We start from the raw sequence: 26,263 nt of genomic DNA, 5'->3' as shown, positions 1-26,263 counted from the left end.
CGGTAGCCTAGAGGGGTGACTACAGCCGAGGGTGATAACGCGACTTCCAGCAGTTCCGACATCTGGAACCTGCCCAACATCCTCACGATGCTCCGCATTGTCCTGGTCCCGTTCTTCGTGTGGTTCCTCCTGGCCGATGACGGTGACTACGGAATCTGGCGCTGGGCCGCGGTGGTTGCTTTCGCCGTCGCAATCTACACGGACAAGCTCGACGGCGATATCGCCAGGGCGCGCGGTCTCATCACCAACTTCGGCAAAATAGCCGATCCCATTGCCGACAAGCTCCTCATTGGTTCCGCGTTGGTGCTGCTGTCCATCCTGGGCGAGTTGCCGTGGTGGGTCACCATCCTGATCCTGGTGCGCGAGTGGGGGATCACCGCCCTGCGCTTCGTCGTCATCCGGTATGGCGTCATGCCGGCCTCCCGCGGCGGAAAACTCAAGACCGTGATCCAAACGGTTGCCATTTTCCTGTACATCCTGCCGCTGCAGGCAATCGCCCCCTGGGTGGGTGTCGTCGCCTTCTGGGTCATGATGGTGGCCTTGGCCATCACCCTGTGGACCGGCGTCGAATATGTCATCCAAGCCCTAAGGCTTCGCGCAGCCGGACGTCGCGCGTGACGCCCCATGAAGGCGCCTCCGCCGCGGCGCAGGCCTCGACGGCGGCGGTTGCGGTTGCCATCGGCAAGAACTTGACGGTGGCCACTGCAGAGTCGCTGACCGCCGGAATGGTGGCTGCCACGTTGGCCAACACGCCAGGCGCTTCAGGAATGTTGCAAGGCGGTGTCGTTGCCTACCAAAACTCCGTCAAGTCGGACATCCTGGGTGTTTCCCGGGAGCTGCTCGCTGCTGCCGGTTCCGTGGACGGCGGGGTGGCGGAAGCCATGGCCGAGGGCGCGCGGCGGTCCTGCGCCGCCGACATCGGGGTTTCCACCACCGGGGTGGCAGGCCCGGAGTCGCACGACGGCAAAGCCGTGGGCACGGTGTTCGTCGGGGTGGCCACCCAGGCTGGAACCCGAGCGTTTGAATACAGCTTTTCGGGAGACCGGCAGGCCATTCGCGAGCACGCGTGCGAGGCCGCCTTGGAGCGTCTCCTTGCCGCCTTGAATGAGGTTGGTTACCGTTCGTAAAGTAGCCGGGAACAAAAACTGATTGCCAATAGTTGTGTCATTGTGTCGCTTCGGAAGAGCCGGGGCGCCTAGGATGTAGAAACCAACCCGGTCCGCCAGCCAGCGAACCGGATGAACGAGGGAGCAAGGCGATACAGATGGTAAAGCAGCCCGTATCCGTAAACGGCGTTGTCCGCTGGAAGGATGTGGGCTTGGCTGATCAGACACAGAGCGAACAGAAGGAGCGCAAAATGGTTGTACTACGCCACGAGATCGGTGATGTACTGCGCGATGTCCGCCAGCGTCAGGGCCGCACCCTCCGCGAGGTTTCGCACAGCGCCCGCGTCTCACTTGGTTACTTGAGTGAAGTTGAACGCGGCCAGAAGGAGGCTTCTTCCGAGCTCCTTTCCTCTATCTGCACAGCACTGGATGTTCCGTTGTCCCACATGCTCCGCGAAGTCAGCGACCGCGTGGCCGTTGCCGAGGGCGTAGCCGTACCGGACACTGTTCCGCAGGAATTCTCCCAGCGCTACGGTCGCGATCTGGACCTCACGGACGACTTCCCGCAGGGAATGCTCTCCGGAGCCCGCTAACCGCTCCACCAGAGACCAAGAAGAAGGTCCCCGGCTTCAAGCTGGGGACCTTCTTTTTACGTGTGGGTTCGGACGCGTGGGCCTAAACGGCCGCTGGCTTGTCCTGAACGTCGAGCTCAGGTTCCTTCACGTTGAGAACGCCGTCGCCGTAGATGGCATTCAGCCGGCCCATGTAGTCAGCCAGCGTCTGAACGTCCTCCAACGGCCATTCGCCGAGTCGTTCACGGAACACCTGCCTGCGTGCGTCCTGGACCTGGTGCATCTTTTCCTCGCCCTTTTCCGTCAGCCGGATGGACTGGGCCCTGCCGTCCTGGGGGTCGGCTTCCTTGTACACAAGGCCGACGCTTTCCAGAAAAGCGATCTGGCGGCTCACAGACGGCTTGCCTACGCCTATGCAAGTAGCAAGATCCGTGAGCCGGATAGGCCCTTCCCTGCGAATGACGGTGAGCAGCCCATAGGCTGCTGGTTCCATGTCGGGGTGGACCTGGCGGGAGAGCTGATGGGAGATGGACCTGGCGCGGCGCCAGAGCAGGCTCAGCTGGTGTTCCACCTGCTGGAGGGCGTCGTCCACGGCGTCGCCTGGCACAGGCTCGCCGGCCGTGCTCTGGAGAGGATTGCTCATGGCAACCATTCTAGAGTCCGGCTCCGTGAGAGACTCTATCCGTGAGGGCAAGTGACTTTTGGCGATTGATGGACGACGAGTTCGGGGCAGGCTATTCCCGGGTCCTGGCCAACTCCTTGGTACTTGCAGGAGTTGGTGGGCGGACCGCCGTGGAGGCTTTGGCCGCCGGCTACCACCCCCGTGACGTCTGGTTGGCCGTCTGCGAAGTCCAGGACGTTCCTCCGGAACGCAGGCTGGGCCGGGACATCAAGCCAGCTGCAAACTGAACCCGCAACTGCCGCCCCGGAGTGACACGCCGGACCATTGTTCGAATATCTGTTCGGATGGGGATATGCTCCTGTGAGAGGAAAATTGATCTCGAAGGACGCAATTCCGGGCATCCCGACCCCCGGTTGTCCACATAGCCGGAGTCGGCCTACAAAAATGTCAGGGCGGCGTAATAGCGTCTGACATGACAGGAAAGCGGCCCTTCGGGCCACTCCACAGCGAGAAAGCATCAGAGGTGTGAACCATGGCGGCAACCCCGGATCGTGAGAAGGCGCTCGAAGCAGCGCTTGCCCAGATCGACAAGCAGTTCGGCAAAGGCTCCATCATGCGCCTGGGTGATGATACCCGCGCCCCGATCGAGGTCATTCCCACCGGCTCCATTGCTTTGGACGTCGCCCTCGGCATTGGTGGCCTGCCCCGTGGCCGCGTCGTGGAAATCTACGGTCCGGAATCATCCGGTAAGACCACCGTTGCGCTGCATGCTGTAGCCAATGCGCAGCGTGCCGGAGGCATTGCAGCCTTCATTGACGCCGAACATGCCCTGGACCCGGACTATGCTGCAAAGCTTGGTGTGGATACGGACGCGCTTTTGGTCTCCCAGCCGGATACCGGTGAACAGGCGCTGGAAATCATGGACATGCTGGTGGGTTCGGGCTCACTGGACATCGTTGTCATTGACTCCGTGGCAGCCCTCGTTCCGCGCGCTGAAATCGAAGGCGAAATGGGCGACTCCCACGTTGGCCTCCAGGCCCGCCTCATGAGCCAGGCGCTGCGTAAGATCACTGGCCGTTTGAGCCAGACCAAGACAACTGCCATCTTCATCAACCAGTTGCGTGAAAAGATCGGCGTCTTCTTCGGATCTCCGGAAACCACTACCGGTGGTAAGGCCCTGAAGTTCTACGCCTCCGTGCGCATCGATGTTCGCCGCATCCAGACCCTGAAGGAAGGTGCGGATTCAGTCGGTAACCGTACCAAGGCGAAGATCGTCAAGAACAAGATGGCTCCGCCGTTCAAGATCGCCGAGTTCGACATCATCTATGGCCAGGGCATCTCCCGTGAGGGCGGCATCATCGACATGGGTGTCGAGCACGGCATCATCAAGAAGTCCGGCTCGTGGTTCACCTACGACGGCGATCAGCTGGGCCAGGGTATGGAGAACTCCCGCCGGTTCCTGCGGGACAACCCGGAGCTCGCCCAGGAGTTGGAGCGACTCATTAAGGAGAAGCTCGGTGTGGGCGTCAAGCCTGAAGAAGATTCCCCAAAGCTGAAGGCCGTTGACGGCTAGGCGAGGGCCGGATCCGGACTCATCCGTAGCGGCTGATCCTGAGCCTGATCCCGAATCCGTGGCGCGTGCCATCGTCCTAAGGCAGCTGACGATGGCGCCACGGAGCCGGCTCCAGTTGTCCCGTAAACTCGCGGAGCGAAACGTTCCCGAGGACGTAGCGGAAGCGGTTCTGGATCGGTTCGAAGAGGTCCAGTTGATAGACGATGCCGAGTTTGCCCGGATGTGGGTCCGCAGCCGCTCCCAGAGCAAGAAGTTGGCCAAAGGGGCCCTTCGTCGCGAACTTGCGGACAAAGGCATCGAACTCGAATTCGCTGAGGAAGCGCTGTCCCAATTAAGCGACCAGGATGAAGAACTGGCAGCGCGTGAGCTGGTTCGCCGAAAGCTTCGTCCTGGTGTCGATATGGCTGATCGCACGGAACGGGACAAGTACACGCGCCGGCTCGCATCCATGTTGGCTCGCAAGGGCTATCCTCCCTCCATGGCTTTCAGGATCGTCGGCGAGGTGCTGGCGGAAGCCGGTACCCTTGAGTAGTGAGTTTGACCATTCCTTCCCCAGCAGCTGCCACCACGCTGTCACCTGAGCCCAGGACCTATCAGGTTCGGACTTTTGGCTGCCAGATGAACGTCCATGATTCAGAACGGATGGCGGGACTCCTCGAGGACGCCGGCTATGTCCCTGCTGACGGCGAGATCGCGGATGTGGTTGTTTTCAACACCTGCGCTGTGCGGGAGAACGCCGACAACAAGCTCTACGGGAACCTTGGCCAGTTGAGGCAGGTCAAAGAGGCCAACCCCGGCATGCAGATCGCTGTTGGCGGGTGCCTGGCCCAGAAGGACCGCGAAACCATCGTGAAGAAGGCGCCGTGGGTTGACGCTGTCTTCGGCACGCACAACGTTGGAGCCTTGCCGGCCCTGTTGAGCCGGGCTCGGCACAACAATGAGGCGCAGCTCGAGATCCTCGAGTCCCTTGATGTCTTTCCCTCGACGCTTCCCACCAAGCGGGATTCGGTCTATTCGGGTTGGGTCTCCATCTCTGTGGGCTGCAACAACACTTGCACGTTCTGCATTGTGCCCTCGCTTCGCGGTAAGGAAAAGGACCGCCGTCCCGGCGAAATCCTTGCGGAAATCCAGGCACTCGTGGATGACGGAGCGGTTGAGGTGACGCTGCTCGGGCAGAACGTGAACTCCTACGGTGTGGAATTCGGCGATCGTCAGGCTTTCTCAAAACTGTTGCGGGCCTGCGGGGAGATCCAAGGCCTGGAACGCGTCCGCTTCACCAGCCCTCACCCCGCGGCGTTCACCGATGACGTGATCGACGCCATGGCTGAGACGCCCAACGTGATGCCTCAGCTGCACATGCCGCTTCAATCCGGTTCGGACAAAGTCCTCAAGGACATGCGTCGCTCCTACCGTTCCAGCAAGTTCCTTGGCATTTTGGACAAGGTCCGCGAACGGATTCCGAATGCAGCCATCACCACGGACATCATCGTCGGGTTCCCTGGAGAGACCGAGGAAGACTTCCAGGCAACATTGGATGTTGTGGAGCAGTCCCGGTTTGCCTCCGCATTTACCTTCCAGTACTCCAAACGCCCTGGTACCCCGGCCGCGGAGCTGCCGGAGCAGCTCCCCAAGGCAGTGGTCCAGGAGCGTTTCGAGAGGCTGACGGCACTTCAGGACCGCATTGCGGCGGAGGAGAACGCAAACCAGCTCGGCCGCGAAGTTGAAATCCTGGTCACAGCCCAGTCCGGTCGCAAGGCCGGCGAAACCCACCGGTTGTCCGGTCGGTCGACGGATCAGAGGCTTGTCCACTTCTCCGTGCCCGCCGGTGGCGAGACGCCCCGTCCCGGTGATTTCGTCACTGTGACCATCACTGAAGCTGCTGCCTTCCACCTTGTTGCCGACCCCGCCGGCGTGCAGGATTACCACTTGCGCCGTTCCCGCGCCGGAGATGCTTGGGACCGATCGCAGGCTGACTCGTGCGGTGTCCCCTCGCCGGGATCAGCGGCCCGAAAGGCGGGGGTGTCCTTGGGCATGCCGTCATTGCCGGTTCGTCGCGACTAGCTGCAGGCGCCTGGACCATATGTCGAATCTCCTTCTGGAAACCCCGCGGCCGGTCATAGCGGTCATAGGTCCCACTGGCTCCGGGAAGTCGGATCTGGGTGTCAACCTGGCGTTGGCGCTGGACGGTGAGGTTATCAACGCGGATGCCTTGCAGTTCTATCGGGGTATGGATATTGGCACAGCCAAGATCACCATGGAGGAGCGCAAAGGCGTTCCGCACCATCTCCTGGACACCATGGACGTGACGCAGGAAGCCAGCGTTGCCGACTTCCAACAGGAATGCCGCGCCGCTATCGAAGACATCCACGCGCGGGGAAAGCGCGCCATCCTGGTGGGAGGCTCCGGGCTGTATGTCCGTGCAGCACTGGATGTCCTGGAGTTCCCCGGGACCGATCCGATTATTCGAAAGGCCCTCGAAGAAGAGTTCGACGACCGGGGATTGGCTCCGCTGCGCGCCCGTCTTGAAGAAGTCGACCCTGCTTCGGCTGCCCGTCTCGGCGATGCCCGCCGCGTGATCCGCGCCCTTGAGGTTTTCCAGCTCACGGGCCGTCCCTTCAGCTCTTTCATGCCCCAACGTGAGTATTTCCAGCCGGCCGTGCAGATCGGTCTCTCGGTGGATCGGGAGGTGCTGAGGGAACGACTTGCTCTGCGGGTGCACAGGATGGTTGAAGCCGGCCTCCTGGCAGAGGTTGAGCGGCTCGATGCTGAGGGTTTGCGGTCGGGTAAGACAGCTTCCCGCGCTTTGGGCTACGCCCAGTTCCTGAAAGTGCTCGACGACGAGGCCGACGTCGCTGCTGCCGCAGATGAAACTATTGTGGCCACAAGGCAGTTTGCGAGGCGCCAGCTGACGTGGTTCAGGGCAGATCCACGCATCACCTGGCTGGATTGGCAGGATCCTGAACTGGTGGCCACAGCAGTTGCTGCCGCGACCGTGAGTCAACCGGCGTAATTTCTGGCCAATGAGGCGTGGAAGGTAGCCTAGAACCATGGATGAAACCGCCGCCCTTCCCGCCCTGCAGCCAGTAGCTGCCGGTGCTTCCGTAACCGCTTCCAGCCTTGCCGGGCTTGCGTTTTCCAAGGGCCACGGAACGGGAAACGACTTCGTCCTGATTGCAGACCCGGGCGATGCCCATGAAATCTCCCCGGACCAGGTCGCCCAGCTGTGTGACCGGCATGTGGGAATTGGGGGCGACGGACTTATCCGGGCCGTCCCGTCACGATTCCTCCCCGAGGGCCGGGCCTTGCTTGAGTTGGATGCTGCTGCCGAATGGTTTATGGACTACCGCAACGGTGACGGCTCACTGTCGGAGATGTGCGGCAACGGAGTTCGCGTCTTCGTGCATTTCCTCATTGCCGAGAATTTGGTGGCACTGGGGCCGGGGGAGACCCTGACCATTGGCACTCGAGGCGGCATCAAGAAGATTGTCCGCACTGCCAACGGCTATGCCGTGGATATGGGTCCGTGGGAGTTCATCTTCCCCAAAGAGGCCACCAGCAAGGCCATGGATGCCCTGGTCAGCGCGGATGGCCTGGAAGTGGCACGGCCAGGGCTTTCCGTCAGCATGGGAAACCCCCACACGGTAGTTGCCCTGGCTGAACTCGGTGAGCTTGCCGCTACCCAGCTGTTCAAAGCTCCCGTCGTCGATCCCAAGCCTGCCAATGGAACCAACGTCGAATTCGTCGTTCCTGCCGAACCTTTGGTTGAGGACGGCGTGGGAACCATCACCATGCGCGTCCACGAGCGTGGCGTGGGGGAAACCCAGTCATGTGGCACAGGGGCCTGCGCCGCTGCCGTGGCCATTCGTCACTGGGCCGGCAACACCGCCCCGAACGACTGGCACGTCAACGTGCCCGGCGGCGTCGTGGGCGTTAAGTTCTTCCCCGGTGCTGGCGGCCGCGAACACGTGGAGCTCAGCGGCCCCGCCGTGATCGTTGCTACCGGGACGCTTTCCTGACCCGAATGATCCGGAAGGACTTGGATGTGCTTTCGCGGGACACTGTGAAGGTTTCGTCCAGTTCGGTGGACAGCCACCGCTGGAGCGAGTCCGAGCCAAGGTTCTTCTGAACAACCAGCCAGGCGCTCCCGCCCGGCGCCAAGCGGGGCAGCCACTTCAGCAACAGCGAGTGAAGTTCGTCCTTGCCGATCCGGATGGGCGGATTGGACCAGATGGTGTCGAACTCGACGGCGGGATCCACCTCGTCGGGGAGGCTGGCGGTCACGTTGGCCAAGCCCAACGCGGACGCGTTCTCGTTGGTCAGGGTCACGCAGCGCTCATTGACATCCACAGCGTGCACGTGGGCGTGGGGCGCCATGAGACCCAAAGTAAGGGCTATCGGCCCCCAACCGCAGCCGATGTCCAGCAGGTTTCCCTTGGGGGAAGGCGGCGGAACTTCGGCGAAGAGAATCGCCGTCCCTTTGTCTACAGCGTCGGGGCTGAAGATGCCGGAAGAAGTCTGCAGGTGGCGTGTCTCCCCGGCGAGTTCCACCGTGAGGGGCTTGCGGGTGAACGGTCCAGCGGGCTGGGCAGTGAAATAGTGTGCAGACTCCATAATTTGCCAGATTAGTTGGCTATTGGCGCCTTGGGAAACTGCCGGGGTGCGAAAGCAGGTTGACAGGGACTGCTATTGTTGAACGCATGTTCTTGATCTTCGAGTAATCAGCCGATTCCCGGCACCGCCCGCGACGCAGGCTCGCTTGGCTCTTCAGCCCAGCCCGCAGCCTTTCCGCCCGGCAGGTCCACATCCGGCTCAGTCCGCCGACTCCCAAACGCTGGAGGCGGACTCTCTGAAGATCACCACCCAAGAAGTACTGCGGACCCCTTCGATCGGTCCGTGGCTTTGGTGGACGGTGCTCCCCAGATGAGCCAGGACCTCCCTGCGGAACCAATCCCGCTCGATCGCATCGGCCTAACGCCTTCTCAGGTGTGGCCGTCCAGCACTCAGGAGGCCCCTTTTGGCCCAAGCCCGTCAGCCCAGCGCGAAGAGCGCCCCATCGAACAGCAAACAGCACTATTCTGGAATTGCCGAACAGTCTAAGGAGACCATGACCACCCAGAAGCACTCCGGATCCGATTCCGACGCCCAGGACATGAGTCCTGAACAAATCCAGGCCGTCATCGACCGGATTCTTTCCAAGGATGTACCTGCGCAAACATCCGATGACGACGATGCCGGTGGTGTGTTCGGCAAAGCGCAGGCGATTTCCACGCTCGACCAGGAACACAGCATTTACGATGGCGACCAGGAAGATCTGGCCGAACGTCGTGCGCTGCGCCGTACAGCCGGACTGTCCACTGAACTCGAGGATGTCACCGAGGTCGAGTACCGGCAGCTGCGCCTTGAACGCGTCGTTCTGGCCGGCCTGTGGACCGAGGGCACACTGGCCGATGCTGAGAATTCGCTCCGCGAGCTCGCAGCGCTGGCGGAGACCGCAGGTTCAGAGGTTCTCGATGGCCTGGTTCAACGGCGCATGAAGCCGGACCCCGGCACATTCCTTGGGTCGGGCAAAGCCCAGGAGCTCAAGGACATCGTGGCCGCCACCGGCGCAGATACCGTTGTGGTGGACACCGAACTTGCACCGTCGCAGCGACGCGGGCTTGAAGACATCGTGAAAGTCAAGGTTGTTGACCGAACCACGCTGATTCTTGACATCTTCGCCCAGCACGCCAAGAGCCGCGAAGGCAAGGCTCAAGTTGAGCTTGCCCAGCTTGAGTACCTGCTCCCGCGCCTCCGTGGTTGGGGCGACTCCATGTCCCGTCAAGCCGGTGGCCAGGTGGGCGGTGCCGGTGCCGGTATGGGCTCGCGTGGTCCCGGTGAAACCAAGATTGAACTCGATCGCCGGCGAATCCGCACGCGCATGGCCAAGTTGCGTCGAGAAATCGCCGCCATGAAGCCGGCCCGCGAAACCAAGCGGGCCAACCGCCGTCGTAATGCTGTTCCTTCAGTAGCTATCGCCGGGTACACCAACGCCGGCAAGTCGTCATTGCTCAACCGTCTGACTGACGCAGGTGTCCTGGTGGAGAACGCCCTGTTCGCTACCTTGGATCCTACGGTCCGTAAGGCGCAGACCCCGGACGGGATCGGCTACACGCTGGCCGACACTGTGGGGTTCGTCAGGTCACTGCCCACGCAGCTGATCGAGGCATTCCGCTCCACGCTGGAAGAAGTGGCGGATGCGGACTTGATCCTCCACGTTGTGGACGCTTCGCACCCGGACCCGGAAGGCCAGATCGCTGCCGTGCGCTCCGTTTTCACGGAAGTGGATGCGCGGAAGGTTCCGGAAATCATTGTCTTGAACAAGGTTGATGTTGCGGATCCGTTTGTGGTGGAGCGCCTCAAGCAGAAGGAACCCCGGCACGCGGTGGTTTCCACCCGCACCGGACAGGGCATCGCCGAATTGCTGGAAGACATCAGCCAGTCCATTCCCCGGCCGGGGGTGCGTTTGGAGCTGCTCATTCCTTACGATCGCGGTGAAATGATCAGCAAGCTGCACAGCTCTGACTCGGAGATCCTCAGCCTGGAACATGAGGAAAGCGGAACCCGTGTTGTCGTGATGGTCCGCGAGGGCCTGGCAGCCGAACTGGAGTCATTCGTCAGTAATGGTTGAGAAGGTGGCGGCGGACGCCGTCGAATCGGTGGGGGAGAAGGCCACCCTCGAGCTGTTGGACCGGGCTGTTGCCGGCATGGGCGGTCAAAGCCGGGCCGGTCAGCACGAAATGGCCAAGCATGTTACGCGCGCCATCGAGACCGGGGAGCACCTGCTGGTCCAAGCGGGAACGGGAACAGGTAAGTCGTTGGCTTACCTGATTCCGTTGATCGCCCATTCCATGGACAGCGATAAGCCCACCCTCGTGTCCACCGCCACCTTGGCACTCCAGACCCAGATTGTTGGCCGCGATCTTCCCCGGCTGCTGGAGACCATCAATCCTGCCCTTGAACGCCCGGTCAACGTGGCGCTGGTCAAGGGCAGGGCCAATTACGTGTGCCTGCAGAAACTCGAAGGCGGCTTCCCCAGCGAAGAACCCTCCGAAGGGCAGCTGTTCTCGTTGGGCGAGGACACCAGTGTGCCGCACTTCGCTGCCTCCATGGGCGGGCCGCAATCCCAGCTGGGCAAGGAAGTGGTCCGGCTGCGCGAGTGGGCCGGGAAAACGTCCACGGGGGACCGTGACGAACTCATGCCGGGCGTCACCGACAGGGCCTGGCGGCAAGTATCCGTCACATCCATGGAATGCCTCGGTGCGCAGAAGTGTCCGCTTGCCGAAGAATGCTTCAGTGAACTGGCGCGGTCCCGCGCAGCTGAGGCCGACGTCGTGGTCACCAACCATGCCATGCTCGCGGTCAGCGCCTTTGAGGGCCTGGCCGTCCTGCCTGAATACGACGTCGTGGTGGTGGACGAGGCCCACGAATTGCAGGACCGCGTCACAGGTGCCGTCTCCGGCCAGTTGTCCGTGGCAATGGTCCATGCCGCGGCCTCGAGCGCCCGCAAGCACACCGCCATCACAGTTGATGCCCTCAACGCTGCGGCGGAGCGCCTGGATATGGCCATAGCGGGGGTATCCAACGGGTTGCTGCCCAGTGGGCTCAATGATGAGCAGCTCGATTGCCTGGACCAACTGCGCGACGCCACGCGTGCGGCCTTGTCCGATTCGAAGACCGACTCCTCAAACGCGGTGGACGGCGGCAGGCAGCTCGCACGCTCACGGCTCATGCTCATTCTTGAACTGTGCGAACGCATGCTCGCTGCCAAGGAAAACCGGGAAGTGGTGTGGTTCTCAAGGAACAGCACCTTTGACCCCCAACAGGGTTATGCGCAACCGGACGAGACTGCACCGGCACTGATTAACATCGCCCCGCTCAGTGTTGCAGGACGCTTGCGTGAAGGCTTGTTCGCGGGCCACACCGTGGTGCTGACCTCCGCCACGCTGGCTATTGGATCTGCCTTCGAGCCGGCCGCCGGTGGGTTGGGGCTGATTGGCGACGGCGCACCAAGCTGGACTGGGATCGATGTTGGCTCGCCCTTCGATTACCCAAAGCAAGGTGTGTTGTATGTTGCGAAGCATCTGCCCAAACCTGGCCGCGGTACATCGCCTGAGGCACTCGACGAGTTGGAAGACCTCATCCGTGCCTCCGGCGGGGGAGCACTGTGTCTCTTCTCGTCACGGCGGGCTGCGGAAGAAGCCGCCGACGCCATGCGGCTCCGCCTGGACGTGGACATCCTCTGTCAGGGCGAATCCACCATGGCAGCCCTCGTAAAACAATTCGCAGATGAGCCGGACACTTGCCTCTTCGGAACCATGTCTCTGTGGCAAGGCGTTGACGTACCGGGTGGTTCGTGCCGCCTTGTGGTGATCGACCGCATTCCCTTCCCGCGTCCGGACGATCCCCTGATGACTGCCCGTTCGCGGGCTGTCGCACAGTCGGGTGGCAATGGGTTCATGGCCGTGTCAGCAACGCATGCCGCCATCCGGTTGGCCCAGGGTGCCGGACGCCTCATCCGTTCAACCGGCGATAAAGGAGTCGTGGCTGTGCTCGATTCCAGGTTGTCGACGGAACGTTATGGCGGGTTCCTGAGGGCTGCCCTACCGCCGTTCTGGGCGACCACCGACCGAACAGTGGTGCGGGGCGTCCTGGAGCGCCTGGGCTCTCCCAAAGCCTCTTAGGAGGCCCTGGGCGCTTTCTGGGTGCAGGTGAGTTCCGATGCAGAGGGGCCCGGATACAGAGGACCTCTGCGTTAGAGGGACCTCAGGACCGAGACAACCTTGCCCATGATGGTGGCCTGATCGCCAAGGATGGGCTCGTACTGGGTGTTCTGTGGTAGCAGCCAGGTGTGCCCATCGCGCTGGCGGAACGTCTTCACCGTGGCTTCGTCGTCCAGCAAGGCGGCCACGATGTCGCCGTTGATGGCGTCATTCTGGCGGCGCACCACTACCCAGTCACCGTCGCAGATGGCGGCATCGATCATGGAGTCTCCGGCCACCTTCAGCATGAACAGTTCGCCGTGCCCTACGAGTTGCCGGGGGAGGGGCAGTACGTCTTCCACTGTCTGGTCAGCCAGGATGGGACCGCCGGCCGCGATACGGCCTACCAGGGGAACCATGGCGGTATCACTTGCACTGGCCAGCTCCGTAACGGCGAGACCACCGGCGCTGCGAAGTGTCGTGGGCGCTTCGACTCCAGGAATCGGTCCGCCATCCAAGGTCAAGGGCATCAGGACTTCCATGGCGCGAGGACGCTTGGGGTCCCTGCGCAGGTAACCAAGCTTCTCCAGCTGGGAAAGCTGGTGCGTGACGCTGGACAAGCTTGCCAGGCCTACGGTGTCGCCGATCTCGCGCATGCTGGGCGGATACCCGTTGTCATTGACGGAGCGCTGGATGGTCTCCAGGATCTTTTTCTGCCGGACAGTCAGGCTCTTGGGACTCTTTTGAGGCTGCTGGCTCCGCAGGGGTGCCCCGCCGCCTGTGGCTTTCGCTGCCATGTTCGCCAATGCCTTTCCATTCGCCCCGGAAGGTGCCCGGGGATGTCAGGTCTGCAAAAAATGTCAGACCCTCCTGTTCCACTGAAACAGTGCTGTTTCTTCACTCAAACGTAGGGCAGGCACAGGCGTTTATCAAACATTTGTTCTAGCGAGTCTCGACACCGTTCGTTGATAAGTGCTAAAAATGTCATAGCAAGGTTCGAATATGTGTTCTATAAACCTGACGCTGAAGCTGGATGTTCGAAGAAAGTGTTCGAACATCCAGGTCTTGGGTCCGGGAGTGCACAAAGAATTGGCAGCCAGGCGCCGGGCAATCCGTCGCAAGGCAATAGCTCAGAAGGGCTCAGCTCATGTCCGCAATCACTACGTTCGCTGATTTCCGCACCACCCAGGCACCCGCCCGCCTGCGTCTCACCCGGCGGGGACGGATCGTCTTCTTCGGCATCCCTGCAATGCTGCTGGTGGCTGCGCTCCTGAGCCTGGCCGGATTCATCACCTCGCCGGCCAAGGCGTCGGACTCGCAATCGCAGTTGCAGCCGCCTGTTGCCCAGAGCGTCACTGTCCAGCCCGGTCAGTCGCTGTGGGGGATTGCCGGGGCGGCAGCTCCGGAGCGTGACCCCCGCGACGTCATCGCGGAAATCATCCAGCTGAACGATCTCCGCGGCGGCCGTATCCAGCCCGGCCAGCAACTGTTCGTCCCCGCCAACTGAGTCCTTCAAGCAGTCTTCAGGGAGGGTCGAAAGCGGTGGTGTGGCGTCACAGTTAGTAGGCAGTAGCGGCAGCCCCTTAAACTGTGGTGGTGAGTGACCAGCTTGAGCGACTTGACCGACTACCCCTCCGGACCAACCTGCGTGGACTGAGCCCCTATGGCGCACCGCAGCTTGATGTCCCCATTCTGCTCAATGTCAACGAAAACACTCACGGTGTGCCGGCGGATGTTCAAGCCGCCATCACCGAGGCCGTCGCCGCAGCTGCTACCGGGCTGAACCGCTACCCGGATCGCGAGTTTACTGAACTCCGCGAGGCACTTGCTGAGTACCTTGGCCACGGACTCTCGCCGGCCAACATCTGGGCAGCCAATGGGTCCAACGAAGTCCTCCAGCAGATCCTCCAGGCATTTGGCGGACCCGGACGGAAAGCCCTGGGCTTCCCTCCTACGTATTCCATGTATCCGCTGCTCGCAAGCGGAACTGACACGGAGTATGTCCGCGGCGTCCGTGCTGATGACTATGGCTTGGACGCGGCATCGGCTGCTGCGCAGGTTCGTGAAACCGGAGCCAATATTGTGTTCCTGTGTTCGCCGAACAACCCCACGGGGACCGGCTTGGGCCTGGATGTGGTCGAGGCCGTATATGAGGCCGGAGAAGCCAGCCAGGCAATCGTCATCGTGGATGAGGCGTACCACGAGTTCGCCCACGACAATACGCCCAGCGCCTTGACCTTGCTTCCCGGACGTGAGCGACTGATCGTGTCCCGCACCATGAGTAAGGCGTTCGCCCTTGCGGGTGCGCGGCTGGGTTACATGGCGGCGGCCCCCGAGGTCACGGACGCCATCAGGCTGGTGCGCCTTCCGTACCACTTGTCTGCAGTTACGCAGGCAACCGCCCTCGCAGCCCTGAGCCACCGCGAAGCGCTGATGGCCGACGTCGAAGACATTAAGGTCCAGCGCGATCGCATCGTGACCGAACTCCTGCGCATGGGCCTCAAGCCGTCTGCCTCGGACTCCAACTATGTGTTTTTCGGCGGCTTGGAAAATCCCCACGGTATTTGGCAGGGCCTCTTGGATGCGGGCGTGCTGATTCGCGACGTCGGTATCCCCGGCCACTTGCGTGTCACTGCCGGAACAGAGCGGGAAACCACCGCCTTCCTGGAAGCCCTGGAGGCGCTCTTGGATGGCAAGACTTCACAGCCCGCCTAAACTTGTCAATAGACCCAACCCATCCTCCGTGTATAAGGACGTCCCAATGAGCGAAACCGGCGCTACGCCGTCCGCTGCCCGCACTGCGCGCATGGAGCGCACCACCAGCGAATCCTCCGTTCTGGTGGAGATCAACCTGGACGGCTCCGGTGTCTCGGACATCAGCACATCGGTTCCGTTTTACGACCACATGCTGACTGCCTTGAGCAAGCATTCTTTGATTGACATGACCGTGAAGGCAACCGGTGACACCCACATCGATGCCCACCACACGGTGGAGGATGTGGCCATCACTTTCGGTGAGGTCTTGCGCACTGCCTTGGGCAACAAAGCTGGAATTCGTCGCTTCGGCGAAGCTACGGTTCCCTTGGACGAGGCCCTTGCCCATGCGGTGGTGGACGTTTCCGGGCGCCCGTACCTGGTGCACGGCGGCGAGCCCGCAGGCCAGGAGTACCACCTCATCGGTGGTCACTTCACCGGCTCTTTGACCCGCCACGTGTTCGAGGCCATCACCCTCCATGCCGGAATCTGCCTGCACATGAATGTTCTGGCCGGCAGGGATCCGCACCACATCGTGGAGGCGCAGTTCAAGGCGTTCGCGCGGGCCCTCCGTGCTGCTGTTGAGTCGGATCCGCGCGTTGAGGGAATCCCCTCCACCAAGGGAGCACTATGAGTGGCCAGGTGCTGAAAGATGGTGCTGTGGCTGACGCCATCGCATCGGTGAAGCCTGAGTCCCCTGAGGGCAAGCCCACCGTTACAGTCCTGGACTACGGTTCCGGCAACGTCCGCTCCGCCGTTCGTGCACTGGAACGAGCCGGTGCCCACGTAGTGCTGAGCGCCAAGCCGGAAGATGTGCTTAACGCTGATGGCTTGGTAGTTCCCGGCGTTGGTGCCTTTGAGACGGTCATGAAGGAACTCAAAGCAGTTGATGCGATCCGAATGATCGGGCGACGGGTTGCCGGCGGGCGCCCCGTCCTGGCTATATGCGTTGGCCTTCAGGTCCTCTTCGAAGCCGGTGTCGAGCACGGCACCGAGTCCGAAGGCATGGCGGAATGGCCGGGAAAGGTGGAGCTTCTTCCTGCCCCCGTTGTCCCGCACATGGGGTGGAATACGGTGGACGTGCCGGAGGGCTCCAAGCTCTTTGCCGGCGTCGAGCAGGAACGCTTTTACTTTGTGCACTCCTATGGTGTGCAGGAGTGGAACTTCGACGTCGTGCAGCCCCGCATGGCTCCGCCGATGGTCACATGGTCCGAGCATGGCGCGCGCTTCATTGCGGCCGTGGAGAACGGGCCTCTATGCGCTACCCAATTCCACCCAGAGAAATCGGGTGACGCCGGAGCCCGGCTCTTGCGGAACTGGGTTGATGGCTTGCGAAAGCCGGTAACTGAAACCACCGGAAGCGGTGCCGCCTAAATGTGGTCTGTTGTCCTCATGGGCCTCGCCGGCGTGCTGGTGGGTGGCGGGATCTCCTTCCATCAGCAAAAGAAGCCCCGCTGGGTCTCCATTTCTTTCTACGTGCTGGCCGGGATGTCCCTGCTGGCTGCCTACCTCCTGACGCTACCCGGTAGCTGAATCCGCTACCTGACCCCGTCACCCTCGAAACTTCAAGGACACACATGACCACCTCTACCCAGTCCGTTCTGGAACTCCTGCCCGCCGTCGACATCGTTGATGGCCAGGCAGTCCGGCTCCTGCAGGGCGAAGCCGGCTCGGAAACAAGCTACGGAACGCCCCTCGAAGCAGCCCTGAACTGGCAGAATGCCGGCGCCGAGTGGGTGCACATGGTTGACCTCGACGCCGCTTTTGGACGTGGCAACAACGCCGCCCTCATCAGCGAGGTGGTGTCCCAGCTCAACGTCAAGGTGGAACTGTCCGGTGGCCTGAGGGATGACGAATCTCTGGAGCGTGCCTTGGAGCTGGGCGTTGCCCGCGTGAACCTTGGCACGGCTGCGCTGGAGAACCCTGAATGGACCCGTCGGGCGATCGACCGTTTCGGTGACAAGATCGCCGTCGGACTCGATGTCCGCGGAACAACGCTTGCCGGACGCGGCTGGACCAAGGAGGGTGGTGACCTCTGGGAGGTCTTGGCCCGTCTTGAGGACGCTGGCTGTGCGCGGTACGTCGTCACCGACGTCACCAAGGACGGTACGTTGCAGGGTCCGAACGTGGACCTGCTGCGCCAGATGGTGGAGAAAACCGGCAAGCCTGTTGTGGCTTCTGGTGGTATCTCCAGCCTTGAAGACCTGCGGGTGCTGCGCGAGCTCGTACCGCTGGGCGTTGAAGGTGCGATCGTCGGCAAGGCGTTGTATGCCGGGGCCTTTACGCTGCCCGAAGCCCTGGACGTAGCCGGCCGCCGCTGATGCCCCACGACGCAGGACACCAGCACGGCGAACATGGCCACGGCCGACGCGAACTCCCGGGTCACATCGCGGCGGCTTTGGCGGGTGCCGGCGGAGCGACTGATTCTGCAGGCCAGCCGTGGGCGGGCAGGAGCTTTGAAGGCGACGACGCCAAAATCCATAACTTCGAGGACGACGACGGTTCCGCCGGCGAAGGCTACCTCGCAGCAATTGCCTCGTTGCTGGCTGGAACGGGAAGTGAATCAGACGTCGTGGCATCCCTCGCGACGACGAGGGTGTTCGTGCCGGTTGTTGCCCAGCTTGCCGAGGAAGCCGAAGGCGTCGACGGCCTGCACGCAGACAAGCAGGCCGATATGGCATTGGTCACACTCAAGGCTCCGGATGGTCGGAAGGCCATGCCCGTGTTCACGTCTGCAGCAGCACTTGAGGCGTGGCACCCGGACGCACGGCCTGTGGCCGTTTATGCGGCCCGGGCGGCACTTTCCGCCGTGTCCGAGGGTGCCCAGTTGCTGGTCCTGGATCCGGGTTCCGACTTCACGTTTGTTGTCCGACGCCCGGCCATGTGGGCACTGGCCCAACAGCGGGACTGGACGCCGTCATACCTGGATGATCAACTGGAGGCTGCTCTCGCTTCAACAGTCTCGTCCTTCCGGACGGTCCGACGGCTCGAGACGCAACCCGGGGCCGGAGTTGCGTCCCTCACGGCCGACGGCCGAACGGTGGCCGGCGGCGGTGCGGGACCTGAGCTGCGGGTTGTCCTCTTCCTGGAAGATGGCCTTGATGCCGTGGCTGTGCAGACGCTCGTTGCCCAATTGAACGATGCGTGGGCAGGGATGGATTCCTTCGCCGAAGGCGTTGACTCCATGGAAGTTAAATTGCAGCGCGCGGCACAGGAGCCTGGGCGGCACTAACGGCAGCACCCGTTCCCCGGGGCTGCCCCGGGGGAACAAGAGGATTTTGCAGTGAACTTCGCTCTCTACAAAGAGATGCTGTCCATCCGTCCTGTCCGGCGGTTGTTGGTTGTGGGCATGATTGCCCGTATCCCGCACTCCGCTGCGGGCGTGCTTCTTACCCTGCACATTGTGTTGACTCTGGGGCAGGGATACGCGGCTGCTGGTGCCGCGGCCGCCGTGATGACCATTGGCATTGCCCTGGGCGCGCCATGGCGTGGCCGGCGGGTGGACCTGGTGGGCCTCAGGAAGGCGCTCATCCCTTCCGTTGTCTCAGAGACGGTCATCTGGTCGATTGTTCCGCACGTATCGTACGAGTGGCTGCTGCCCCTGGTGTTTGTGGGTGGTCTGTTTACGCTGCCCATCTTCAGTGTGGTCCGTCAGTCACTGGGCGTGATGGTGGACGGGGAGCAGCGGCGCTCGGCCTTCGCCCTGGATTCCATCGCCACCGAACTCGTGTTCATGATAGGCCCGGCCGTTGGTGCCATTGTTGCCACCAGTGGTTTCTCCGCGATTGGTCTCACCGCCGTGGGCATTTCCGTGTCAGCGGCCGGGCTGTTCCTGATGTGGTTCAACCCGCCAACGCGCAGTGAAGCAGTGTGCACTCCCCAGGAGTCTGCGGACCGGGCGGCGGCGGACCTTGCTGCGGCAGAAGCGGCCATGGTGGCCTCTGCGCCAGCGCATGTCCAGGAAGCAGCCTCGGAGATGGCCTCGGCGACAACGCGCGGTGCGGGCATCCGTAGCCGGGTGGCCAGTAACTTCACGTGGTTCACGGTTTCAGTTGCGGCACTCTTTGCGGTGGCCGCGGGATCCGGCATGGTGCTCAGCGGTTCCGACGTCAGCATCGTGGGCTTGCTGGAGCGTGGCGGGCACCAGAACGAGATTGGCATTGTGTTCTTCTTCTGGTGCGCAGCATCCGTGGTGGGCGGACTCATCTACGGTTCCATGAAGCGTTCGATTTCGCCCATGCTCCTGCTCCTGGGTATGGCTGCCCTGACCATCCCCATGGGCTTTGCCCAGGACACCTGGACGCTGGCTTTCCTCTCGCTGCTGCCCGGTTTGCTGTGCGCTCCTGTCCTGTCCGCATCGTCGGAGAAGGTGGCGGACCTGGTGGATGAGGAACGCCGCGGCGAGGCAATGGGTTGGTACGGCTCGGCGCTGACAGCCGGTGTTGCGCTCGGAGCGCCCTTGGCCGGGGTCTTCATCGACAATGTTGGGCCATCTGCCGGCTTCGCTGCCATCGGCTTTGCAGGCGTCGTGCTTTGTGTTGCAGGGCTGGCGCTCACCTCGATGCGCCGGCGGTCCGCCCGCGTCTAGCCCATGGCAACTGCAGAAAGTACGACGGCGGGTGGACCACATGTGGTCCACCCGCCGTCGTTGGTACTTGCGTTAGTTGCCGCTTAGTTCACGGGTCCCGTGAACTTTTCGCCCGGCCCCTTGCCCGGGGCGTCCGGGATGAGCGATGCCTCGCGGAAGGCCAACTGCAAAGAGCGCAGGCCGTCGCGCAATGGACCGGCATGCTGGGAGCCGATTTCAGGTGCGGCTGCGGAGACAAGGCCGGCAAGCGCTGTGATCAGCTTGCGGGCTTCGTCGAGATCCTTCAGGTCCTCAGCGTTGGGGTCGTCCGCCAGGCCAACCTTCACTGCGGCTGCGCTCATGAGGTGAACGGCGCCGGTGGTGATGACCTCCACGGCCGGAACTTCAGCGATGTCACGGATCTGCTGGGAGACCCCGGAATCGGCGGCTCGTGCCGCGTCTTCGCTGTAGGAGTTGCGGGGATTGCTGTCTTCAGTGCTCATACTGGTAAGCTTGTCACAGACCGACTGGAAGTCGTTATTCACGGAATACATCAGCAGTAATGCTCCCGCCGCGTGCAATGTGCGCTTGGCGGGTTGTTTCTGTAGAATTGACTTTCAGTTTGCAAGCGGAGTTCTCTCCCACCCGCGTCAGCCGTTTCCCTTCGGGGACCAGAGGTTGCCGGGTACATGGTCGGACACTTCCGGTGGCACAGCCTCCGGAAGTGCGTACTTCCCGTAAAGGGGAGTGCAGCCGATCTTCGAGGCCTTCGATTGCACCAGCAATTGGGGGCCTTCTCTATTTGCCGGTGACATCACCACAACCACAGGAGCTTTAACATTAGCGAGCCAAGAATCAATGAGCGTATCCGCGTCCCCGAGGTGCGGCTGGTCGGCCCTGCCGGCGAACAGGTAGGAATTGTCCGCATCGAGGACGCCCTGCGTCTTGCTGCCGAATCCGATCTCGATCTCGTTGAAGTTGCCCCGCAGGCTAAGCCTCCTGTTTGCAAGTTGATGGACTTCGGCAAGTACAAGTACGAAGCCGCAGTCAAGGCCCGCGAGGCCCGCAAGAACCAGACCAACACGGTTCTGAAGGAAATTCGCTTCCGCCTCAAGATCGACAAGCACGACTACGAAACCAAGCGCGGACACGCACTTCGTTTCCTCGGTGCCGGTGACAAGGTCAAGGCCATGATCCAGTTCCGCGGCCGCGAGCAGCAGCGTCCTGAGATGGGCATCCGCCTGCTTCAGAAGTTTGCTGAAGACGTTGCCGAAGTTGGCATCGTCGAGTCGAGCCCCCGCATCGATGGCCGCAACATGGTCATGGTGATTGGTCCGCTGAAGAACAAGGCCGAAGCGAAGGCTGAAGCCCGCCGCGCGGCCCAGCGTGCCGAAGCCAAGGCCCAGAATGAAGCCAAGGCATCCGGACGGGTGGACACCACCAGTGATCAGGCTCCCTTGACCCAGACTTTGGGTGATCTCCTTCCCGCTGGCCTCCTGGCTGGCGAGGAAGAGGCCAAGCAGGAAGCCGTGGAGGCTCCCGAGGTTGAAACTTCCGTGGCTGAAGAAGCCCCGGTTGTTGAAGAAGCCCCGGCAGCTGAAGAAGCTGCGGTTGTCGAAGAGGCTCCGGTTGTCGCCGAAGCTCCGGCTCCGGTTGTGGAAGAAGCGCCCGTGGTTGAAGAAGCCCCGGTCGCCAAGGCTGCTCCGGCCAAGGCTGCCCCGGCCGCCAAGGCTCCGGTTGCCAAGGCCGCTCCGGCAGAGGCGGCCCCGAAGCCTGTGGTTCCGGCTCCGAAACCCGCAGTACCTGCGGCTCCGAAGCCCGTTGCCAAGCCGGCAGCTCCCAAGCCGGCAGCTCGGCCCGCGGCCCCCAAGGCCATGCCGAAGCCTGCATCACGCAAGACCAACTAGTTCAACGCCGCGGAGGCCTGGCCTCCACCGGCAAGCAACCAGCACGCCGGCCCTCGTAGGCCGGCTGCGCGAAAGAATCGCGGACTTGTCCGTGGATACGTAAGGAGATCGGTTCCCATGCCGAAGATGAAGACCCACAGCGGTGCTAAGAAGCGCTTCAAGCTGACCGGTACCGGCAAGCTGAAGCGTCAGCAGGCCAACCGTCGTCACTACCTGGAGCACAAGTCCTCCAGGCTGACCCGTCGCTTGGCCGGCGACAAGCTCGTCTTCAAGGGCGATGCCAAGGTCATCAAGAAGATGCTCGGCGTCTAAGTTCCAAGTTCTTTGGTACCTGCCATCCGGCAGGAACCGACTACACCAAAAGCCTTCTCAGGCCGGCCGGGTTTCCGGCAGTAGCAGCTTGGGATAAAGATTTCTGAAGGAGTACGCACGTGGCACGTGTGAAGCGGGCGGTAAACGCCCACAAGAAGCGCCGGGTTGTCCTTGAACGCGCAAAGGGTTACCGCGGACAGCGTTCGCGCCTGTACCGCAAGGCCAAAGAGCAGCTGCTGCACTCGTTTGTGTACAGCTACGGTGACCGCCGCAAGAAGAAGGGTGACTTCCGTCGCCTCTGGATCCAGCGCATCAATGCTGCATCCCGCGCCAACGGCCTGACCTACAACCGTCTCATCCAGGGCCTCAAGGCCGCTGAGGTTGAGGTTGACCGCCGCATGCTGGCCGAGCTGGCCGTCTCCGACGCCAACGCTTTCGCTGCTCTGGTGAACATTGCCAAGGCTGCACTCCCGGCTGACACGTCCGCTCCGGCCGCCAAGGCTGAGGCTGCTCCCAAGGCAAAGGTTGCTCCGGCAGCTGCCACGGCAACGGCCGTCAAGGCTGTCGTTTCCGAGAAGCCGGCCATCGAAGGCGCTGTTGCAGCCGACGGTGACGAGGCTCCGGAAGGCTACGCCATCAAGGGCAACGCCGAGTCCAAGAAGTACCACGTACCGGGTTCCACCTGGTACAACACCACCGCTGCTGAATACTGGTTCTCCACGGTTGAGGCTGCAAAGGCAGCTGGTTTCGAGCCGGCTGGCGGCGAAGCCCGCCAGCAGATCAAGAACTAGTAGCAACTGCCACTAAAGTTCTATATATGAACGAAACCGGGCGCCCGCAAGACTTTCCGATGACCAACCCCCGAGCTGATCGGGTGAGGGACGTCGCCAAGCTTGCCGGGCGCCCGGCGCGTTTAAAGCGCGGACGGTTCCTGGCTGAGGGCCCGCAAGCTGTTCGGGAGGCGTTGAGTCTCCACCGTGAGCGCACCGCGGCAGGAGGCTCCGCCGTCGTGCATGAAGTTTTTGCGAGCGAAGCGTGCCTTGACCGCCTTCCGGAACTGGACGACCTGGCACACGGCACGCTGCTCCGGATCGCCAACGACGAGGTCCTGGCGGCCATGGCGGACACCGTGAATCCGCAGGGGATCGTAGCTGTCTGCAGTTTTGTGGACGTCAGCTTGGATTCAGTGCTTGACGCCGGGCCCCGCCTGATCGCCGTCATGTGCCAGGTGCGAGACCCCGGCAACGCCGGAACGGTCCTGCGCGCCGCTGATGCGGCCGGGGCTGATGCGGTTGTTCTTACCGGCTCCAGTGTGGACATCTACAACCCGAAGGCTGTCCGCTCCACGGCAGGTTCCTTGTTCCACCTACCTGTTGTCCTGGGGGCGGACGTCGATGAGTTGGTGGTGCGGTGCCGGGAGCGAGGGATCGGCATCCTCGCCGCTGACGGCTATGGAACCGTCAACCTGGACCAACTCCAGGACCAAAATGCTGCGCGAAGGCTGGGCAACGAATCCGTGGTGTCGGAATACGCTCTCGAAGCACCCACGGCCTGGCTCTTCGGCAACGAGGCACAGGGTCTGTCGGACAACGAATTGGCCCTTGCCGATCACCGGGTAGCAGTGCCTGTTTACGGTGCCGCCGAGAGCTTGAATCTGGGTACGGCAGCCACTGTTTGCCTGTACGCCAGTGCACGTTCCCAGCAGGGCGCCCGAGTGGGGAATGTGTAAACAGCGCCACCCCGGGTACGGTATTGCTTGCAAGATCAGACGATGACGACTCTTCTTGGCCCATTCCAAACTTTCCCAAACCCGAAGAGGTGAAGCTTTCGTGGCTGCAGGTGGCGGTACCAAAGCGATCGTAGCGGCTCTCGCCGCCAATTTGAGCATCGCTGTATTGAAGTTCGTTGCATTCTTCCTGACGGCGTCATCGTCCATGCTCGCTGAGGCCATCCACTCCGTGGCGGATTCAGGAAACCAGATTCTGTTGCTGGTGGGCGGTAAACGTGCCAAGCGGGCAGCCAGCCCGGAACACCCCTTCGGCTATGGCCGTGAGCGGTACATCTACGCGTTCATCGTGTCGATTGTGCTGTTCAGCGTGGGTGGCCTGTTTGCGCTTTATGAGGCGTGGGAGAAGTTCCAGCACCCGCATGGCATCGAGGGCGCCTTCTGGTGGGTTCCTTTGGCGGTCCTGGTGGGTGCCATCATCGCCGAATCGTTCTCGTTCCGCACCGCGATCATCGAGTCGAATCATGTTCGCGGTCAGCAGTCGTGGGTGAAGTTTGTCCGCAACGCCAAACAGCCTGAGCTGCCCGTTATCCTTCTGGAAGACTTTGGCGCTTTGCTGGGCCTCGTGTTCGCGCTGTTTGGCGTCAGCATGACGCTGGTAACCGGAGACGGCGTATGGGATGCCCTCGGCACGGCAATGATCGGCCTCCTGCTGGTGGCCATTGCTGTGGTTCTGGCATTGGAAACCAAGTCCTTGTTGCTGGGCGAGTCCGCCACCAAGGAAGACGTGCTTCGTATCACCGAAGCCCTTGAAGCTGACGGAACGCACATTATCCACCTCAAGACGCTCCACCTTGGACCGGAAGAGCTGCTGGTAGCTGCCAAGATCTCCATGGGTGCTTCAGAAACAGGCGAGGAGATCGCCAAGGGAATCGACGACGCTGAGCAGCGGATCCGTGCAGCGGTGCCGATCGCCAGGGTCATCTACCTTGAACCGGATATCGAGCGGGTTCAGGCGCAAGCGTAAGTTTCCTTAAACGATGAATGGCTCCGCAGGTGCGGAGCCATTCATCGTTTAAACCATAATGCGGACAAATGCTGATCAGGCCAGCGGGTTCCTGCGTTCCAGGAAGCCGCTGACAAGGGCTACACCGAGGCCGAGGATGGCCAGGACGGCACCTACGAGTGCGGGAGCTACGTAACCCCACCCCCAGGCGATGACTGTGCCGCCAAGGAAGGCGCCCAAGGCATTGGCGATGTTGAGGGCCGAATGGTTCAGTGACGAGGCCAGGGACGCCGCCCCCGGGGCAGCATCCAGGAGACGCGTCTGCAGTGCCGGTGTCAGCATTGACCCCACGCCGCCCACCACAAAAGCCATGATGAAGGCGGCCCAAGCCCAATGCGCGGCGATGGCGTAAACCACCAGGGCGGCGGCGATTCCAGGCATCACCCAGTAGATGGTGCCCATGACAGACTTGTCGGCTATGCGCCCGCCGATGATGTTGCCTACAACCATGCCAAGACCGTAGAGGGCTACAACGGCCGGGATAAGGCTCTCGGGGATGCCTGCCACGGACGTCATGGTGTGGGCGATGTAGGTGTAGACGGCGAAGAACCCGCCGAAGCCGATGATGCCGATCAGCAAGGCAAGCCACACCTGCAGACGCTTGAGGGCGCCAAGTTCCCGCCGGATGCTGGCATCAGGGTGGGCCGCTTCAAAGGGCACAAATTTCCACACCATGGCCACCGTCAGCAACCCGATAGCGCCAACAATGATGAAGAGAAGCCGCCAGCCGAACGTCTGCCCCACCCACGTGGCCAAGGGCACTCCGATGACGTTGGAGACCGTGAGGCCGGCCATGACCATGGAAATCGCCCAGCCACGCTTGGTCGGAGCCACGAGGCCCGCCGCGATGACAGCGGCTACACCAAAAAAGGCTCCGTGGGGAAGTCCCGAAGCGAAGCGGGAAAGGAGCATGAAACCATAGTCGGGCGCTATGAAGGAGGTGAGGTTTGCCAGGGAAAGAAACAGCATGAGGCCCAGTGCGAGGTGCTTCTTGGGGAGTTTGGCTCCAAAAGCGGCGAAGATCGGGGCGCCGATCACTACGCCCAAGGCATAGGCAGAAATGAGGTTGCCGGCTTGGGGCGTGCTGATGCCCAGACCCTCCTCGATTTCCTTCAGCAGGCCCATCATCGCGAATTCAGTAGTGCCAATGGCAAAACCACCCATGGCCAAGGCCAGGATGGCCAGGCCAAGGTGGCGCTTCACTGCTTTGGCGGTGGCGGGTGCGGACACGGTGGTAGTCATAAGCCTGCTTCTTAAGGGCGCCTGATGGGGCTGGGGAATGCGGAGAAAATCCGATAACAAGTTTAGTCCCCGTGCACT

29 protein-coding genes are annotated in these 26,263 nt (G+C 62.1%); 24 read left to right on the top strand and 5 right to left on the bottom strand.

The features are described 5' to 3' along the window. Positions 1-15: 15 nt before the first annotated feature. The 3 genes from pgsA (at position 16) to BLW08_RS20630 (ending at position 1,699) form a co-directional block, all read left to right on the top strand. Positions 16-618, top strand: coding sequence for a CDP-diacylglycerol--glycerol-3-phosphate 3-phosphatidyltransferase (gene pgsA, locus BLW08_RS20640; protein ID WP_090822480.1), 603 nt, complete (start codon positions 16-18; stop codon positions 616-618). Further along, positions 615-1,127, top strand: a complete 513-nt coding sequence (locus tag BLW08_RS20635) for a nicotinamide-nucleotide amidohydrolase family protein (RefSeq protein ID WP_091327736.1) — start codon at positions 615-617, stop codon at positions 1,125-1,127. Before pgsA ends, BLW08_RS20635 begins: the two co-directional genes overlap by 4 nt. A 137-nt stretch (positions 1,128-1,264) precedes the next feature. After that, the gene (locus BLW08_RS20630; RefSeq protein ID WP_024820363.1) at positions 1,265-1,699 is read left to right on the top strand and encodes a helix-turn-helix domain-containing protein; all 435 of its coding nucleotides are present in this window, start codon (positions 1,265-1,267) and stop codon (positions 1,697-1,699) included. 82 nt (positions 1,700-1,781) lie between these two features. Here BLW08_RS20630 and BLW08_RS20625 read toward each other — a convergent pair whose 3' ends face one another. Continuing rightward, positions 1,782-2,321, bottom strand: a complete 540-nt coding sequence (locus BLW08_RS20625; protein WP_175538784.1) for a MarR family winged helix-turn-helix transcriptional regulator — start codon at positions 2,319-2,321, stop codon at positions 1,782-1,784. A 68-nt stretch (positions 2,322-2,389) separates the two neighbouring features. On the opposite strand from BLW08_RS20625, the gene BLW08_RS20620 reads away from it, so the two are divergent. The 6 genes from BLW08_RS20620 to dapF all read left to right on the top strand — a co-directional run bounded on the left by BLW08_RS20620 (position 2,390) and on the right by dapF (position 7,889). After that, positions 2,390-2,587, top strand: coding sequence for a DUF3046 domain-containing protein (locus tag BLW08_RS20620; RefSeq protein ID WP_254779998.1), 198 nt, complete (start codon positions 2,390-2,392; stop codon positions 2,585-2,587). 245 nt (positions 2,588-2,832) lie between these two features. After that, entirely contained in the window at positions 2,833-3,873 is a 1,041-nt protein-coding gene (recA, locus tag BLW08_RS20615; protein WP_090822488.1) for a recombinase RecA, read from the top strand. A 91-nt stretch (positions 3,874-3,964) separates the two neighbouring features. Next, positions 3,965-4,405 carry a regulatory protein RecX gene (locus BLW08_RS20610; RefSeq protein WP_368086901.1) on the top strand — a complete coding sequence of 147 codons (441 nt, stop codon included), beginning with the start codon at positions 3,965-3,967 and terminating at the stop codon, positions 4,403-4,405. Beyond that, complete coding sequence (gene miaB / locus BLW08_RS20605; protein ID WP_091327730.1) at positions 4,405-5,934, top strand: tRNA (N6-isopentenyl adenosine(37)-C2)-methylthiotransferase MiaB; 1,530 nt, start codon at positions 4,405-4,407, stop codon at positions 5,932-5,934. Before BLW08_RS20610 ends, miaB begins: the two co-directional genes overlap by 1 nt. A gap of 19 nt (positions 5,935-5,953) precedes the next feature. Next, a complete protein-coding gene (gene miaA, locus BLW08_RS20600; protein WP_090822493.1) occupies positions 5,954-6,883 on the top strand; it encodes a tRNA (adenosine(37)-N6)-dimethylallyltransferase MiaA in 930 nt (309 codons plus the stop codon). Between the two features lie 37 nt (positions 6,884-6,920). Then, complete coding sequence (dapF, locus tag BLW08_RS20595; protein ID WP_090822495.1) at positions 6,921-7,889, top strand: diaminopimelate epimerase; 969 nt, start codon at positions 6,921-6,923, stop codon at positions 7,887-7,889. Here the strand turns inward: dapF and BLW08_RS20590 are convergent. Next, positions 7,870-8,484 carry a class I SAM-dependent methyltransferase gene (locus BLW08_RS20590; RefSeq protein WP_090822496.1) on the bottom strand — a complete coding sequence of 205 codons (615 nt, stop codon included), beginning with the start codon at positions 8,482-8,484 and terminating at the stop codon, positions 7,870-7,872. The genes dapF and BLW08_RS20590 overlap by 20 nt on opposite strands. A 493-nt stretch (positions 8,485-8,977) precedes the next feature. Between BLW08_RS20590 and hflX the strand changes: the two genes are divergently transcribed. Beyond that, on the top strand, positions 8,978-10,540 hold the full coding sequence (gene hflX, locus BLW08_RS20585; protein ID WP_090822498.1) for a GTPase HflX: 1,563 nt from the start codon (positions 8,978-8,980) through the stop codon (positions 10,538-10,540). Continuing rightward, on the top strand, positions 10,533-12,593 hold the full coding sequence (locus tag BLW08_RS20580; RefSeq protein ID WP_090822499.1) for an ATP-dependent DNA helicase: 2,061 nt from the start codon (positions 10,533-10,535) through the stop codon (positions 12,591-12,593). Before hflX ends, BLW08_RS20580 begins: the two co-directional genes overlap by 8 nt. 71 nt (positions 12,594-12,664) lie before the next feature. On the opposite strand, the gene lexA is transcribed toward BLW08_RS20580, so the two are convergent. Then, complete coding sequence (gene lexA, locus BLW08_RS20575; protein WP_090822501.1) at positions 12,665-13,408, bottom strand: transcriptional repressor LexA; 744 nt, start codon at positions 13,406-13,408, stop codon at positions 12,665-12,667. A gap of 350 nt (positions 13,409-13,758) precedes the next feature. Here lexA and BLW08_RS20570 point away from each other — a divergent pair, with 350 nt between their 5' ends. The 8 genes from BLW08_RS20570 (at position 13,759) to BLW08_RS20540 (ending at position 19,953) form a co-directional block, all read left to right on the top strand. Beyond that, positions 13,759-14,118: a LysM peptidoglycan-binding domain-containing protein gene (locus tag BLW08_RS20570; protein ID WP_091327724.1), complete on the top strand. Its 360-nt coding sequence runs from the start codon at positions 13,759-13,761 to the stop codon at positions 14,116-14,118. Between the two features lie 89 nt (positions 14,119-14,207). Next, complete coding sequence (locus BLW08_RS20565) at positions 14,208-15,326, top strand: histidinol-phosphate transaminase (RefSeq protein WP_091327842.1); 1,119 nt, start codon at positions 14,208-14,210, stop codon at positions 15,324-15,326. 46 nt (positions 15,327-15,372) lie between these two features. Beyond that, positions 15,373-15,999, top strand: a complete 627-nt coding sequence (gene hisB, locus BLW08_RS20560) for an imidazoleglycerol-phosphate dehydratase HisB (RefSeq protein ID WP_090822505.1) — start codon at positions 15,373-15,375, stop codon at positions 15,997-15,999. Next, positions 15,996-16,739: an imidazole glycerol phosphate synthase subunit HisH gene (gene hisH, locus BLW08_RS20555; protein WP_090822507.1), complete on the top strand. Its 744-nt coding sequence runs from the start codon at positions 15,996-15,998 to the stop codon at positions 16,737-16,739. Before hisB ends, hisH begins: the two co-directional genes overlap by 4 nt. Beyond that, complete coding sequence (locus BLW08_RS23980; RefSeq protein WP_175538783.1) at positions 16,740-16,898, top strand: hypothetical protein; 159 nt, start codon at positions 16,740-16,742, stop codon at positions 16,896-16,898. A gap of 44 nt (positions 16,899-16,942) precedes the next feature. After that, positions 16,943-17,686 (top strand): bifunctional 1-(5-phosphoribosyl)-5-((5-phosphoribosylamino)methylideneamino)imidazole-4-carboxamide isomerase/phosphoribosylanthranilate isomerase PriA, encoded by a 744-nt coding sequence (gene priA, locus BLW08_RS20550; RefSeq protein WP_090822508.1) that lies wholly within the window; start codon positions 16,943-16,945, stop codon positions 17,684-17,686. After that, positions 17,686-18,597: an SseB family protein gene (locus BLW08_RS20545; protein ID WP_090822510.1), complete on the top strand. Its 912-nt coding sequence runs from the start codon at positions 17,686-17,688 to the stop codon at positions 18,595-18,597. The genes priA and BLW08_RS20545 overlap by 1 nt, the downstream gene beginning before the upstream one ends. Before the next feature lie 51 nt (positions 18,598-18,648). Continuing rightward, the gene (locus tag BLW08_RS20540; RefSeq protein ID WP_090822512.1) at positions 18,649-19,953 is read left to right on the top strand and encodes an MFS transporter; all 1,305 of its coding nucleotides are present in this window, start codon (positions 18,649-18,651) and stop codon (positions 19,951-19,953) included. Positions 19,954-20,036: 83 nt separating this feature from the next. Here the strand turns inward: BLW08_RS20540 and BLW08_RS20535 are convergent, their stop codons facing one another. Continuing rightward, positions 20,037-20,435, bottom strand: coding sequence for a DUF1844 domain-containing protein (locus tag BLW08_RS20535; protein ID WP_090822663.1), 399 nt, complete (start codon positions 20,433-20,435; stop codon positions 20,037-20,039). Positions 20,436-20,771: 336 nt separating this feature from the next. On the opposite strand from BLW08_RS20535, the gene infC reads away from it, so the two are divergent. The 5 genes from infC to BLW08_RS20510 all read left to right on the top strand — a co-directional run bounded on the left by infC (position 20,772) and on the right by BLW08_RS20510 (position 24,904). After that, positions 20,772-21,839, top strand: coding sequence for a translation initiation factor IF-3 (gene infC, locus BLW08_RS20530; protein WP_090822514.1), 1,068 nt, complete (start codon positions 20,772-20,774; stop codon positions 21,837-21,839). Positions 21,840-21,956: 117 nt separating this feature from the next. Continuing rightward, entirely contained in the window at positions 21,957-22,151 is a 195-nt protein-coding gene (gene rpmI / locus BLW08_RS20525; protein WP_011774324.1) for a 50S ribosomal protein L35, read from the top strand. A 119-nt stretch (positions 22,152-22,270) separates the two neighbouring features. Beyond that, positions 22,271-22,942, top strand: a complete 672-nt coding sequence (gene rplT / locus BLW08_RS20520; protein WP_090822516.1) for a 50S ribosomal protein L20, sunset domain variant — start codon at positions 22,271-22,273, stop codon at positions 22,940-22,942. Between the two features lie 26 nt (positions 22,943-22,968). Next, on the top strand, positions 22,969-23,880 hold the full coding sequence (locus tag BLW08_RS20515; RefSeq protein WP_091327719.1) for a TrmH family RNA methyltransferase: 912 nt from the start codon (positions 22,969-22,971) through the stop codon (positions 23,878-23,880). 100 nt (positions 23,881-23,980) lie between these two features. Then, positions 23,981-24,904 carry a cation diffusion facilitator family transporter gene (locus BLW08_RS20510; RefSeq protein ID WP_091327716.1) on the top strand — a complete coding sequence of 308 codons (924 nt, stop codon included), beginning with the start codon at positions 23,981-23,983 and terminating at the stop codon, positions 24,902-24,904. Positions 24,905-24,979: 75 nt separating this feature from the next. On the opposite strand, the gene BLW08_RS20505 is transcribed toward BLW08_RS20510, so the two are convergent. Further along, the gene (locus BLW08_RS20505) at positions 24,980-26,185 is read right to left on the bottom strand and encodes an MFS transporter (RefSeq protein ID WP_090822523.1); all 1,206 of its coding nucleotides are present in this window, start codon (positions 26,183-26,185) and stop codon (positions 24,980-24,982) included. Positions 26,186-26,263: the final 78 nt, after the last annotated feature.

The sequence above is a fragment of the Arthrobacter sp. cf158 genome (genome assembly GCF_900106835.1).
Taxonomy (GTDB): Bacteria; Actinomycetota; Actinomycetes; order Actinomycetales; family Micrococcaceae; genus Arthrobacter.
The sequence above is the reverse complement of the archived record's forward strand: the minus strand, read 5'-3'. Positions and strand labels throughout refer to the sequence as shown.